Below are 12,238 nucleotides of genomic sequence, written 5' to 3' on the forward strand. Positions count from 1 at the left end.
AGGTCTCCTACATTTGGTCAAGGCGGTCAACTGGCGCAGTCGACAGATCATCGTGTATTCCTTGACATGGCACTTGTTTAAGTGAGAGTTCAGCTGCTGAGAGGGAGGATTGATCCGGTGATGAAGCTGGCCTCCTCCGAAAGACATGGAAGCGCGGGACGCAGCGATATCTTCCGGCCGACCGAGCAGCATTGATACTGCGACGAATTCAGACGAAACGGGTCGACAGTGGTGCCCGTGGGTGTTGAAGTTCTTTGGCGGCACATACCGCAGTAAATCGCGACGTGCCAGGTGGCTTTGTGTCATCGCTGTCGGTACCGGGCCCGCACGGAGTGGAGTGCACAACCCGGTACCGAAATGTACAGCGGACTGTCACTGCTACTTGAGGTTGCTACCTGCATCGATGGTGAGAGGAAGTCCTGTGACGTAACGGGATTCGTCAGAGGACAAGAACAGCACGGCATTGCTGACGTCCTCGGGCTCCACCCAGCCGATCGGCAGTACGTGCATGAACTGCGCGGCGGCCTTCAGATCCTCCGGTCCGGGGCTCTCGAGGTCGGGGCGGAACATCTTCATCGTTCCCTCATTCATGAACATCGGTGTATTCACGTTTGTGGGATGAATGGAGTTGACCCGGATGAAGTGCTCTCCCAGTTCGACTGCGAACGTACGCATCAGCCCGACCACGCCGTGTTTCGCGGCGATGTACGGACCCATGTGGGCGTATCCCTTCAGGCCCCCCATCGAACTCGTCAAGATGATCGACCCGCCGCGACCGCCCTCGATCAAGTGCGGAATACCGGCCTTCACCGACTTCCACACGCCGGAGAGGTTGATGTCCATCATCTCTTGCCAGTCCAGTTCACTGGTCTGATCGAGCGTAGGGCCACCGGTTCCGATCCCGGCGTTGGCAACGATGACGTCGAGACGGCCCAATTGCTCGACGCCGCTGTCCACCGCAGCCTTGAGTGCGTCGAAATCGCGGACGTCGACCTCCGCCGTCACGATGCGACGGTTGAGCCCCTTTATCAGGTCTGCGGTTTCGGCCAGATCGGCCGGCTCAGACGGGGCTATCTGGGCGTTCGGTCTGATCGGTCCGCAGATATCGATGGCGATGATGTCTGCACCTTCTTGTGCCAGTCGCACCGCATGACTGCGTCCCTGACCACGTGCCGCGCCGGTGACGAACGCAACCTTGCCTTCTACTCTGCCTGCCATGAAATTGCCTCTCTCGGTGGGTACATCGAGTAATCGCCCGATGCTGGTATGCGACGAATTACGGCTGTCGGATAGCGGTGAACTCGATATTGAGTTCCATAAGTCCGCGCAGCAGGAAGGTGGGTTCGTATACGTACCGGCGGTTGCCGGCTGGGCCATGTGCGCGTTCACTGATGGTGATGTCACTCATCCGGTCGAGCAGACGGTTCAAGGTGACGTAGGCCTCCACACGGGCGAGCGGTGCACCGGCACAGGTGTGCAGCCCCCGACCGAACGCGATATGGTCGTGCGCGTTCTTCCGGTCGAGCCGAAACTCATTCGGATTCTCGAACTTTCGCGGATCACGGTTGGCGGCAGCGAGACCCAGCATCACGACCGTTCCGGCGGGGATGTCAAGATCGCCGATTCTGGTGGACTTGCGGGCGAGGCGGAAGTCCACCTTCGTCGGACTGTCGAAACGCAGTGATTCCTCCATGAATGGACGGATCAGGCTGCGATCCTCGCGCAGAGTCTGCTGGAGTTCCGGACGTTCGGCGAGTACTCGCAACGCCGAACTGAGCAGCTTCGTCACAGTCTCCTGACCGGCAGCGAACAGGAACGTTGCAGGCCGCACGATTTCCAGAATTTCAGGTGTTGAGCCGTCCGGATACTTGGCCGACGCCAGACCGCTGAGAATGTCGTTGCGCGGTTCGCGACGCCTTTCGGTGACGTAACCACTGAAGCGCTCCTCCAGGTATTCCAGCGGGTTGATCCCGACAGGATCATGGTTGAGCGCCCCGACCTTGTTACCGGCCGGCTTGCCTGCGCCCAGCATCCGGCGAAACTCTGCCCGATCTTCCGTCGGAACGCCAAGCAAATCCGTAATCGCGAGCGTGGCAAAAGGTTTAGCGTACTCACCGAGAAACTCACAGTCCCCGTTATCGATGAATTCGTCGAGCTGAGTATCTGCCAGGTCCCACAGGTATTGTTCGTTCTCCTGCAGACGCTTTGGGGTGAGGAGCCGTCCCAGCAGCGATCGAGCTCTCGTGTGCTCAGGTGGATCCATCACAACTATGTGCTCGAAGATCGGGAAATGGTGCCGGTGCGCTTCAATCTGGGCGGTGATGTCGTCACCCTCGGGCTCGAACGGCAGCGGAGGAAACGGCCCGCCGATCGCGTTGATGGCCGACAACGCGTCGGTGTTCTTGAATCCCTCGATCACCTCTTGATGGCCGGTGACTGCCACCACGCCATAGTGCGGTTCACGGAAAACCGGATTCTGTCCTCGAAGGTAGTCGAAGTATTCGAAGGGATTCTGTGCGATCTCTCCGTCGGAGAAATAGTCGACTGATGCGAGATCGGTCATCGGATCACTGACCTTTCGGGTGAAGTAGCAGGCAAATCGTGCACTATGCTGATGGCCTGGCGCGGGCAAGCACTGACCGCGGCCAGCGCTTTGGGCCACAACGCTTCCGGAGGATTCTCGTTGCAGCTTGCGACGTCATCGTCGACGAGGTCGAAGATCTCGGGTGCGATCTCGACACACAGCGCGTGCGCCTCGCACATGCCGCGATCGATATGTACGCGCTTTGGGGAACCAGTCATTGGGTGCTCCGCATGGTGAATTCGAACTCGAACAGCAGTGGTCTCGCCGATTGCCGACGGCGCGGACATTTTTCGTGCGGCCACCGTAGGATGTGAAGTAAGTAACCGAGTTACTAAGCGCTACGATAACCTGGTTATCCCGACAAGGCAAGGGAATTCACAAAATGGAGAACGTAGATCTCGCGGGCGTTCCGGAGCTCACACGAGACCCACTTCTCGAGACCGTCATCGACTTCCTCGAGGAGGAAGGGTACGACGCAGTGCAACTGCGCGAAGTAGCGCGTCGCGCCCGCACATCGCTGACGACTATCTACAAACGGTATGCCACTCGAGAAGAACTGATCGCCGCTGCCATCGAACGGTGGATGGTAGAGAACCACTCCGGGCTCGTCAATCACACGCGCGGCCCAAATGAGCCCCTCCACCCGGCCATAATGCGGGTGATGCGGTCGATATTCGAACCTTGGGAAAAGCACCCGACGATGCTCTTTGCGTACTTTCAAGTACGGACCGTCGTCGGCGACCGTGACCTCGGCATGGACAGCTTCGACCCGGTCATACGCATCGGCAGATCAGTCATGTCCGACGTAGACCCTGAATTCGTCACAGAACTGCAGTCGATACTGTCCGCCGTTGTCTACGGACTCGTAGGTCGATGCCGTGAAAACCAGATCGCGATCAGCGACATCATGCCGACAGTTGATCGCGCCGTCTTCTTGCTGACCACTGGCTATCAGGCCTCACACCACAACGAGACAGCTGGGGCCGATCGGCCGTCCGCTTCCGCGACTCGCTGATCGCCTAACGGATTGTGAGGTTATCCAAGTGCTGCAAGCGTTTCCGGCGAGGGCGGAGTCGTGAGCATTGCTACGAGCGTGTCGAGGAGTTGACTAACATACACGGCATATGACGCGACGGGCGCGCCGAGCAAACGTTGACGGTGGCGGTCGGCGCTCGCATGTAAGCACATGCCGGAGGCTTGGTGAATTCTGATCTCGCGCAACGCTTGTGGAATATGCCCGAGGAGAGCGCCAACCCGCTCGTAGTAGACACGTTCGCAGTCTCGAGACCCCTCGGGCAGGTCGTCAAGAGGATGCACCACCCGAATGAGTTGCTCGAGAAACGGCAAATAGTAGCAGTCTTCGTCCTCCGCGAGTTCCATCAACGGCAACTGGTGGGCTTCGAGGACACTTCTCAGGTCCGTTGCAGAAGAGCGCGCGCCAAGAATCGCTCGCCTCCGTGTCAGTTCTTCGACCCGGTACGCCAGGATGGCTTGTATCAAGCCTTCTTTGCCTCCGAAGTGGTATTGCACAGCGGACTTGTTGGCCATACCTGCCGCAGTTCCGATGTGCCTCAGCGGCACACCATCGAAGCCATGCAGAGCATAGAGTCGCTCTGCAGTGAGAATCAACTGCTGTTTGGCCGACAGGTTTACGGCTGCAGGGGCATATTTTGGCACACCTAATGTAACCATCATCGAAGTCTAAGTCCAAAGACTTAGGCTTCGACGCCCCGTCTGAAGGCGGGATGATGCGACACGTGGCGTCCCCACACCCGACAAGCGCGGCACAGAAGGACGAAACCACCGAGCACGTGGCGAGGTACTCGAAGGGAAACTACGGCACTTCTCGATCACGACATTCCGATACGAATGTTCTTCACCTGCTGAAACTCGTGGAGGCCCTCGAGTCCCCCTGCTCTACCCGTACCACTCTGTTTATAACCGCCGTAAGGACTTTGGGGTGAGATATCGCTGTTGCGATTGACCCAGACAGAACCTGCTTCGAGCTGACGCGCAACTCGATGTGCGCGTGTGAGGTCGTTGGTTTGAATGTAGGCGTTGAGTCCGAAAACGGTGTCGTTCGCGACACCCACGGCCTCTGCCTCGTCGGTGAATCGCATTATCGAGACGACTGGGCCGAATGTTTCGATCCGGGCCAACGGCGAGTGATTGTCGACGTCGGTAAAAACGGTGGGTTCTATGAAGAAGCCATCTGCCAGGTCTCCACCGAGTCGTTTGCCACCGGCGATGAGTTCACCCATCTCCTCAGTTGATGCCCGATCAATGGTCTCGAGGATGCGATCCGCCGCCACCTGACTTACCACTGGCCCGACCACGACGCTCGGATCGAAAGGTTCCCCGATTTTCACCGACTGCACCACATCCAGAAATTTCTCGATGAACGCGTCGTAGACGGAGTCCTGCACAAGGATTCGACTACCACACGCACAGCTCTGACCGGCCTGTCCAAGTGGACCTTGAAACGCCGACAGTTTTGCCGCCGCATCCAGATCGGCGTCAGCGAAGACGATGTTGGCGGATTTGCCACCCAGTTCGGTGGCCACCGGGGTGAGATTGACAGCAGCTTCGGCGATGATCTTTCTTGCGGTGTCGCCGCCGCCTGTGAAGTGGATCTTGCTGATCCCGCGATGGCGGACGAGCGCGGCACCGCCTTCGGGTCCGGATGGCAGCACATTGACCAGACCGGGTGGCAGACCTACCTCGAGACAGAGTTCGCCGAATCGCAGTGATGTGAATGGGGAGAGTTCGGAAGGTTTGAGTACGACTGCGTTTCCGGCGGCGAGGGCAGGAGCAACGTTGAGTCCGACGACCACCATCGGCCCATTCCAGGGTGCGATGATGCCGACTACTCCGTAGGGCTCGCGTTCGATCAGGTTGACGTCGAACTTGTTGGACACGGGGGTACTCGATCCGTGGGCCTTGTCGACGTATCCGGCGTAGTACCGGATGAACTTTTCAGCCAATGCGATGTGCCCGGCACTCATCATTATCGGAACACCGAAGTCATGCACGTTGAGCCGCGCGAGACGATCGACGTCAGCTTTCACCGCGTCGGCGAGGTCGAACAAAAGATCGCGACGACGCTCAGGCGTGTACGCGATCCACTCACGATGAGCCTCCCATGCAGACTTCACTGCACGGTCGATTTCGACTTCGCCGGCGATCTCGATCGTTGCGTTCCGTCGGCCGCTTGCCGGATACACGTGCTCGTACGAACCACCCGAGGAGCCCGAAACCCAGTCACTGCCGATGAGAAGTCCGCTGGGAAGTTCATCGAAAACGGTTGCAGCACCATATGTTGCAGTCATAGAACTTCCTTGTCTCGAATGACTGTCAGCGAATCATGAATCCGGCGTCGAGTGGCCATTGGATGCCGGTGATGAATTTGGCTTCATCGGAAACGAGATATGCGACAGCATTGGCGACGTCTTCACACTCGAGCATTTGCAGCGGTAAAGCGTTTTGCATCCCGGAGATCGAGTTCGAGCCGCCGGCAGCGGCATGCGCCATGAGGGCGTCCATCGCGGCATTCTGGGTCATCCCGCTGGCTACTCCGGTGGGATGGATGGTGTTGACCCGAATCCATTCCGGGGCGAGATGGGCTGCCAAACCCTGCATCAGAGCCACAACGCCACGTTTGGCAGACGCGTACGCATTACCGCTGGCTGACAACGACGAGGAAGCTTTGAGACCGGCAGTCGAACTGGTGATGACGATCGACCCGCCACGCGCAGCCTCGCGCATGGCAGGCAGCGCCGCTCGCACCGTGTGATAAACCCCGGTCAGATTGGTGTCGATGACATCGTTCCAGTCCGCCAGAAAATCCTCCGATTCTGCCCCCATCCGGATGATGCCTGCATTGGCGATAACGATGTCGACGCGACCGAACTGCTCGTACCCCTCCTCGAAGGCGGCAGTGAGTTGTCGATAGTTCCGCACGTCAGCTTTCAGGCCGACCATGCGCCGAGATTCCTTCTCCACCAACCGCACTGTCTCTTCGAGGTCAGCTTCGCTGGCATTCGGATAGGTCATCGAGTCCACGTTCTCGCAGATATCAACGCCAATGATGTCGACGCCTTCACGGGCGAGCCGTATCGCATGCGCTCGGCCCTGTCCCCGCCCGGCTCCGGTGATAAAAGCGACGCGGCCTTCTAATCCTGACATGTTCGAAGTTCTCCTTTAGACATCAACTTTTCGAATGTAATTTCTGGCGACGTACTAGGCGCTCTCATGTCGGACGCCGCCAACGGCAGTCCGGGCCAGGCTCAGTCGATCCCATGCTTCGTCGGCAGTCGCCTGTAGGGCTTCACCTTTGGCAAATCCCGAGTATGCGGATAGCTGGAGAACTACTTCATCCATCTCCGACTTGGTGATATCGCCCGATTCCAAAGCCGAGCCGACATGTGATTGCAGCGGCGTCACTGCATCGTTCACCGCCACGGATGCAACAGTGATGAACCGTCGATCCCGCCTCGTCAAACCCGGGCGCTGCCAGACGTGCCCAAAGACGAAGTTCAAGATCCCGGCGTGAATATAGGGAGTATCGGGCGATGGAGCGTCGATCAGATTGACGTCCATGAATTCTTTCACACCACGTTCGATCCGATCGTCCCAATCATTAAGCCCGAGAGTGTCATTGCTCGCAGGTTCGATTGGGGAACGCTCGAGACCTCGGTCCTTCTCTATACGGGCCCACTGGCGGCGAACGACGCCTTCGAGATGTGAAGCTTTAGGCCAACCGTTGTACACAGCGAAATGCAAGACAAACTCGAGCATCTCGTCGACGGTCATGTCACCGCTGTTCAGCGCGGCATAGACCTGATCGTCTATCGCGCGAGGCGCAACAGCAGCCCCAACGCAGGTCAGTGTGACCCAACGCCTGTTGCGCCGGCTCAATCCGGGACGGGACCAGATCTCGCCGAACACGAAGTCTTGGTTTGCCTCATCGAACGCCGAACCGATCTCGGCGGGCCGAGTCGTCATCACCGCGTATACAGCTTCCTCACCTAGATTTTCCATCCCCGTACTCACCTTTCAGTCGTTGGACTGAACTCTAAGTCGTAGGACTTGTTTATGTCCAGCATGGATTTTCTCGCGCCCTGCCCGAACTGCGGTCATATCGCCAAATTCGGGAGGTGGGGGCCCATCGTTCCGGGGTGCATTTTCGGTCGGACCCGAGCGGGAGATCGTCAGCCACGCCACCCAAAGGGGCCAGAGGGCGGAGCCGGAGTGCCTCGCGGGACGTGGCGAACGGTCGAACATGTGGAAATCGCCACGTTGGAGTGGGCGGGCTGGTTCAACCACCAACGACTCTGCGAGGACTGCGGCGATGTCCCTCCGGCCGAACTCGAGGCGTGCTAATGCGGTGAACACAGAACTACGCGAATCACTGAGTTTTCAAATCAGTAAGTGATGTACCCCGAGTTTCCGGAGCTCGTTTGTTTTACTTCAGGCATTGATGCGCCGAGACAGGTCCACGATGCCCCGACGCTATCCACCCGAATTCCGCCCCGAAAAGTACTCCACCTGTTGAAGTCAGGTCGCACGTCGCCGACATCGCCGCAGCTCGCGATGTCACCGAACAGACCATCTACAACTGACATGGGCCAGGAGCTCATCGATACCGGACAGAAGCCGGGCCTGAGCTCGATCGAGAGCGCTGAACTCACCGCCGCCCGTCGTCGTATCGCGGAATTGGCAACCGAACTTGCCATTGCCGAACGCTCCACGGAACTGCTGAAGTCGGTGGCGGCCGCAAAGGCGGTTCGAAGCAGTCGAAGTGATGGCCAACTACCGGTACAGACCTCATGCCAAGTTCTGGAGGTATCGGAGTCCGGTTTCTACGAGTGGCGAAACCGGCCGCCGTCGGAACGCTCACCGCGACATGCCTGGTTGACGCAGCTGATCACCGAGGTACACGTGGCATCGAACGGAACCTACGGTGCCCGCCGGGTTCACGGAAGAACTCACCCTTGGTCACGGCATTGTCGTGGGGCACGGCTGTATCGAATTGTTGATGAGAGCTGCTGGCGTGAAAAGACTTCCGGGAAACAAACGGGCACGTTCCAAGCACCAGACTCAACCACGCGCGATCTCGTAGACCGTAAATTCACACGCGACGAGCCGAACAAGCTGTGGGTCACGAATATTACGGAACATCCGACGCCTTGGATTCCAGCAATCGTTGCAACACCTACTGGAAGGTGTTGCAATGGCTGGCAAAAAAGTACACGGATCAACAGAAGGAAGAATTCTTCCGATTACTCGAGAGACGTGGCACGGTCCGCGCCGCAGCGCGAGCGGTCGGCGTTCATGAAAACGCCGGCTACAACTGGTTCCACACAGCGAAATTTGTTAAATACGTTGCAGAGCAACATGTCTCGAATCCAATGACGACCCGATCTGTCTTTTGCGTTGTTGAACAGTTCGCCTGGGTGCCGGTACCACACGACAGTGCCATCAGCGTGCAGGTGGGTCCATTCGACTCACTTCGGAAGAGCACCCTTGGAGCTCATCGACCTACGCCGGAATTCCTCCGTCCACTGGACTAACTCCTCCGGTGGTGCACGAGGACATGTTCGAGGCCAAATACAGGACCGCATCTGAAAGTTCGGTCACTGCACCGTCACGCGGAACAGGCTGCTTCTGGATGTACTCGCCGTTGTCGAAGTTCGGGTTTCCCTCGGATGAGGCTTTTTCCTTCACGAGCATTGGAGTGCCAGCGCTTGAAAGCACTATCACGTTGAATCGAATGTTTCTGTGCTCCTATGCAATTGCTGCAGTTACGGCAAGTTCAAATGTCGCACTGTGCTGGCAACATTGGCCGCATACCCCACTCGTGCTTGACCCCGAAACCGCAGCGATATGCCTCGGCTGGCGTCCTCTGGTTCAGTGCACGATGGGGACGTTCGTGGTTGTAGAGCCAGCGGAACTCGTCGCACAGTCGCTGTAGCTCATCGACGTCGACTGCCGGCCCGTGATCGGCATAGAACTCTTTGAACGTGCGGTGATACCGCTCGAGCTTCCCGCAGGTCTGCGGATGCCGCGGCCGGGACGAGAGATGGGTGATTCCCAGCGCTGTGAGCCGTTCTTGGAAGAACACCGGCTTCTCGCCCTTACCCGGCTTGAACTGCATGCCGTTGTCACTTCAACTGCCGCGGCGCACCATGCTCGTCCAGCACCGCCAAGGATTGACCGCGACGGCGACAGGAACGCCGAAGAGAAGTCCACCAGTGACATCACCACTATCGACCGCGCGACTCAAGCTTCTACGCATGGGCAGGAATTACGCACGACTGAGAACTCTCGACACTGCCCTACACCACCGCGCAACCCAAGTTTGCTTCACCGATCAACCCATACAAGATCGAGCAGACGCATCGCCTCGACAAGTGCAGGATCACGGGCGTCGACGGGTGCGTTGTCGAGCGGTGTGATGGACGGGGAAATCGCCGGGTCACCTGGATGTTCGTAGAGCGCCCACAACGTCAACCCGTCACCGTGGCGGGAGTCGAACTCGATACCCGCAATGGGTTTACAGTCCGGCCCGTTGAGAGTGTTGATCCATTGCGAAATCACCTGTGTCAGTTCCCGCGGCTTGCCGTCGCGGATAGCCGTCGCGGATAGCCGCATCGTCGAGATCGGCGAGGCCGAGCCGAAACGCGTTGCCGCGAAACCCCTTCCGCAAGGCCGCCACACTCTCGACATCACCCGGCACGACAAACCACCCGATCAGCGCCGCAGCCGCCGTCATCCGCGGCGCACACCAGGAGAGTGGAAGTTCACCGGGAGCAATCGTCGGAAACTCGAACTGGTCCTCATCGTCGACTTCGATGTCGTCGAGGTCCGCGACCATGTCCGGGCACGGACGTGCATAGGCCAACACTTCGAGATAACACGCAAGTCGCGCCGAACCTACATACAACGTCCGCCACACCCCGCCTGGGTCGTCCCAACGGCCGGTGAAGCGGCCGCCGGTGGCGTACTCCCAAGGGGTCCACTCCCACGGCGCGGGACGGAAACCGATGCGATGAGCTCTCACACCGTCGACGTACGAGCACGACAGCACACCGAGCGACGTGAAAGTTTGACCAGCCGAGGTCATCCGACCGCAGCGAACTGACGTGCAGCAGCAAGTACCTGAGGCCCGACCTCAGCCAGATCGCCATCACGCAGAAGAAGCCCGGGCGCACGATCATCCAAAATCGGGTTCAAACGCTGGTACGTACCGTCGGCAGACGGCGGTTCCTGGTAGTCGCAGTACTGCAGGACCCTTGTGGCGCTTGCGTGGCCACAGGGGACACGTAGGTAATTGAGAAGGTTGACGGGCACACACCGACAACATCGGGTGCGGCTGCCCTCAAGAGAAACCACCTTCAGTGACGACCGCCAGCAAGTGTTAGTTCATGCGGAGTCCAAGCGGGCCAAGAAATCTCACCGACCGCATCCCCGTCGACGAACCGCGCAACGATCCGCGTGACGTCCGCGGCGGTGTTGTCGTAAACGGTTGCGTGGTCGGCTCGGTCGATCGCGGCGACGACCAGCGACCACAATCGTTTGAACCGCTCGCGTATCTTTTCTTCCGGCACCGAATGCCCACCCTCAACAACCCGTTCGATGACACGAGCGACTGACAATTCAACCGGAACCAGGACCACGTGAAGCACAACGACGTACCCGGCCTGGCGCGCGCGATCGATCAGTTCCAACTTCGACGGATGCGAGAACACCGTCTCGGCGATAAACGATTCTCCTTGCTCGACAAGTGCGTCCCGAATGGTCGCTGCGATTTGTGCGGCCTTGTAGGAGTGTTCCTCGGCGGCGTCGGGCCACCGATCCTTGGCGATCACATCTGCATTGACGAAGACGCTATTCGGCAGGAGAGGCGCGAGGCGTTGCTCAACGAACGTCGATTTACCGGCACCGTTCGGACCGACAACGAGATCGAGACGTCTCACAGGACGATCTGGGTACCGTCAGGTAAGTGCTTGACGACACGGCCCTCTTCGTCGAGCACAACGGTCGCGCGCCCCTGCACAGCGCGGTCGGCAACATGATTGCCGTTTGCGAGGGATTCTTCGAGTGTGGCCGCGATCTCGGCATTGAACACAGCGCCCTCCTCTGCTGAGAGCGCGCGAAGTGGTAGCCGGCCGGCGAGGGCTGCCTCGACACGGCGGCGGGCTACCTGCCGCTGGTTAGACACCTCGCGTCCCACACGGGCCCAGTGCTCGAGCTGCTGGCGAGCGGAGCGATGTTCCCGCTCCCCTTCGGTTGCTGCAGCGTCCACGAGTTCCGAGGAGAACCTGGTGACCTTGTCGACGACTTCCGCCATGGATCCTCCTTCGAGTAACACCATCGATAATATCGTAGCAATCTGCTACAGCTACAACCACCGTCGATTTTGGTCACCGAACAGAACTGGCCGGCGCTACCGGGCCGCGCCGATGTCGCGAAAGGGACCGCAACTCGCTACCGGACTCCGCAGAGTAAACAGTCGCATCGAACTGTCTGCGACCAAGCCCAGCTTCTCGATCGTCTCAAGTTGAAGGTTCGGCAAGCCCGACGCCTGCCACCATGCGCTGACGAAGATGCATGATGTTGAGGCGTGGGGACGAATTTCGCGGGCTCTCGACG

General features: G+C 58.9%; 16 protein-coding genes. 2 read left to right on the forward strand and 14 right to left on the reverse strand.

What is annotated here, in order from left to right:
* Positions 1 to 378: 378 nt before the first annotated feature.
* Genes FFI94_RS16120 through FFI94_RS16130 form a run of 3 tightly spaced genes read right to left on the reverse strand, consistent with a single transcriptional unit; the run spans position 379 to position 2,802 of the window.
* Positions 379 to 1,218, reverse strand: a complete 840-nt coding sequence (locus tag FFI94_RS16120; RefSeq protein WP_138868735.1) for a mycofactocin-coupled SDR family oxidoreductase — start codon at positions 1,216 to 1,218, stop codon at positions 379 to 381.
* Between the two features lie 58 nt (positions 1,219 to 1,276).
* Complete coding sequence (locus tag FFI94_RS16125; protein WP_138868736.1) at positions 1,277 to 2,563, reverse strand: cytochrome P450; 1,287 nt, start codon at positions 2,561 to 2,563, stop codon at positions 1,277 to 1,279.
* Positions 2,560 to 2,802, reverse strand: coding sequence for a ferredoxin (locus tag FFI94_RS16130; RefSeq protein ID WP_138868737.1), 243 nt, complete (start codon positions 2,800 to 2,802; stop codon positions 2,560 to 2,562). The genes FFI94_RS16125 and FFI94_RS16130 overlap by 4 nt, the downstream gene beginning before the upstream one ends.
* Positions 2,803 to 2,966: 164 nt before the next feature.
* On the opposite strand from FFI94_RS16130, the gene FFI94_RS16135 reads away from it, so the two are divergent.
* The gene (locus tag FFI94_RS16135; RefSeq protein ID WP_138868738.1) at positions 2,967 to 3,599 is read left to right on the forward strand and encodes a TetR family transcriptional regulator; all 633 of its coding nucleotides are present in this window, start codon (positions 2,967 to 2,969) and stop codon (positions 3,597 to 3,599) included.
* A 20-nt stretch (positions 3,600 to 3,619) separates the two neighbouring features.
* Here the strand turns inward: FFI94_RS16135 and FFI94_RS16140 are convergent, their stop codons facing one another.
* The 4 genes from FFI94_RS16140 to FFI94_RS16155 form a co-directional block, all read right to left on the reverse strand.
* On the reverse strand, positions 3,620 to 4,276 hold the full coding sequence (locus FFI94_RS16140; protein ID WP_138868739.1) for a TetR/AcrR family transcriptional regulator: 657 nt from the start codon (positions 4,274 to 4,276) through the stop codon (positions 3,620 to 3,622).
* Between the two features lie 158 nt (positions 4,277 to 4,434).
* Positions 4,435 to 5,913, reverse strand: a complete 1,479-nt coding sequence (locus tag FFI94_RS16145) for an aldehyde dehydrogenase (RefSeq protein ID WP_138868740.1) — start codon at positions 5,911 to 5,913, stop codon at positions 4,435 to 4,437.
* Positions 5,914 to 5,938: 25 nt separating this feature from the next.
* Positions 5,939 to 6,769, reverse strand: coding sequence for a mycofactocin-coupled SDR family oxidoreductase (locus FFI94_RS16150; RefSeq protein WP_138868741.1), 831 nt, complete (start codon positions 6,767 to 6,769; stop codon positions 5,939 to 5,941).
* 54 nt (positions 6,770 to 6,823) lie between these two features.
* On the reverse strand, positions 6,824 to 7,624 hold the full coding sequence (locus FFI94_RS16155; RefSeq protein ID WP_138868742.1) for a carboxymuconolactone decarboxylase family protein: 801 nt from the start codon (positions 7,622 to 7,624) through the stop codon (positions 6,824 to 6,826).
* A gap of 1,184 nt (positions 7,625 to 8,808) precedes the next feature.
* On the opposite strand from FFI94_RS16155, the gene FFI94_RS34740 reads away from it, so the two are divergent.
* Positions 8,809 to 9,156 carry a transposase gene (locus FFI94_RS34740; protein WP_397495565.1) on the forward strand — a complete coding sequence of 116 codons (348 nt, stop codon included), beginning with the start codon at positions 8,809 to 8,811 and terminating at the stop codon, positions 9,154 to 9,156.
* Here the strand turns inward: FFI94_RS34740 and FFI94_RS34745 are convergent.
* The 7 genes from FFI94_RS34745 to FFI94_RS16195 form a co-directional block, all read right to left on the reverse strand.
* On the reverse strand, positions 9,125 to 9,358 hold the full coding sequence (locus FFI94_RS34745; protein WP_138873221.1) for an SDR family oxidoreductase: 234 nt from the start codon (positions 9,356 to 9,358) through the stop codon (positions 9,125 to 9,127). The genes FFI94_RS34740 and FFI94_RS34745 overlap by 32 nt on opposite strands.
* Positions 9,359 to 9,398: 40 nt before the next feature.
* Entirely contained in the window at positions 9,399 to 9,740 is a 342-nt protein-coding gene (locus tag FFI94_RS16175) for an integrase core domain-containing protein (protein ID WP_138868743.1), read from the reverse strand.
* 209 nt (positions 9,741 to 9,949) lie between these two features.
* Entirely contained in the window at positions 9,950 to 10,183 is a 234-nt protein-coding gene (locus FFI94_RS34265; RefSeq protein WP_260684158.1) for a hypothetical protein, read from the reverse strand.
* Positions 10,140 to 10,709, reverse strand: a complete 570-nt coding sequence (locus tag FFI94_RS16180) for an RES domain-containing protein (protein WP_260684159.1) — start codon at positions 10,707 to 10,709, stop codon at positions 10,140 to 10,142. Before FFI94_RS16180 ends, FFI94_RS34265 begins: the two co-directional genes overlap by 44 nt.
* Entirely contained in the window at positions 10,706 to 10,936 is a 231-nt protein-coding gene (locus FFI94_RS16185; RefSeq protein WP_138868744.1) for a hypothetical protein, read from the reverse strand. The genes FFI94_RS16180 and FFI94_RS16185 overlap by 4 nt, the downstream gene beginning before the upstream one ends.
* 44 nt (positions 10,937 to 10,980) lie before the next feature.
* Positions 10,981 to 11,562 (reverse strand): zeta toxin family protein, encoded by a 582-nt coding sequence (locus tag FFI94_RS16190; protein WP_138868745.1) that lies wholly within the window; start codon positions 11,560 to 11,562, stop codon positions 10,981 to 10,983.
* Positions 11,559 to 11,936 carry a TA system antitoxin ParD family protein gene (locus FFI94_RS16195; RefSeq protein ID WP_138868746.1) on the reverse strand — a complete coding sequence of 126 codons (378 nt, stop codon included), beginning with the start codon at positions 11,934 to 11,936 and terminating at the stop codon, positions 11,559 to 11,561. The genes FFI94_RS16190 and FFI94_RS16195 overlap by 4 nt, the downstream gene beginning before the upstream one ends.
* Positions 11,937 to 12,238 lie beyond the last annotated feature (302 nt).

Source organism: Rhodococcus sp. KBS0724, from assembly GCF_005938745.2.
In the GTDB taxonomy this organism is placed as follows: Bacteria; Actinomycetota; Actinomycetes; order Mycobacteriales; family Mycobacteriaceae; genus Rhodococcus_F.

Excerpts from the sequence above, each read along its gene's own strand:
- FFI94_RS16145 (WP_138868740.1), bottom strand. The coding sequence starts at position 5,913 with ATGACTGCAACATATGGTGCTGCAACCGTTTTCGATGAACTTCCCAGC.
- FFI94_RS16125 (WP_138868736.1), bottom strand. The coding sequence starts at position 2,563 with ATGACCGATCTCGCATCAGTCGACTATTTCTCCGACGGAGAGATCGCA.
- FFI94_RS16195 (WP_138868746.1), bottom strand. The coding sequence starts at position 11,936 with ATGGCGGAAGTCGTCGACAAGGTCACCAGGTTCTCCTCGGAACTCGTG.
- FFI94_RS16135 (WP_138868738.1), top strand. The coding sequence starts at position 2,967 with ATGGAGAACGTAGATCTCGCGGGCGTTCCGGAGCTCACACGAGACCCA.
- FFI94_RS16175 (WP_138868743.1), bottom strand. The coding sequence starts at position 9,740 with ATGCAGTTCAAGCCGGGTAAGGGCGAGAAGCCGGTGTTCTTCCAAGAA.
- FFI94_RS16130 (WP_138868737.1), bottom strand. The coding sequence starts at position 2,802 with ATGACTGGTTCCCCAAAGCGCGTACATATCGATCGCGGCATGTGCGAG.
- FFI94_RS16180 (WP_260684159.1), bottom strand. The coding sequence starts at position 10,709 with ATGACCTCGGCTGGTCAAACTTTCACGTCGCTCGGTGTGCTGTCGTGC.
- FFI94_RS16155 (WP_138868742.1), bottom strand. The coding sequence starts at position 7,624 with ATGGAAAATCTAGGTGAGGAAGCTGTATACGCGGTGATGACGACTCGG.
- FFI94_RS16140 (WP_138868739.1), bottom strand. The coding sequence starts at position 4,276 with ATGGTTACATTAGGTGTGCCAAAATATGCCCCTGCAGCCGTAAACCTG.
- FFI94_RS16120 (WP_138868735.1), bottom strand. The coding sequence starts at position 1,218 with ATGGCAGGCAGAGTAGAAGGCAAGGTTGCGTTCGTCACCGGCGCGGCA.
- FFI94_RS16150 (WP_138868741.1), bottom strand. The coding sequence starts at position 6,769 with ATGTCAGGATTAGAAGGCCGCGTCGCTTTTATCACCGGAGCCGGGCGG.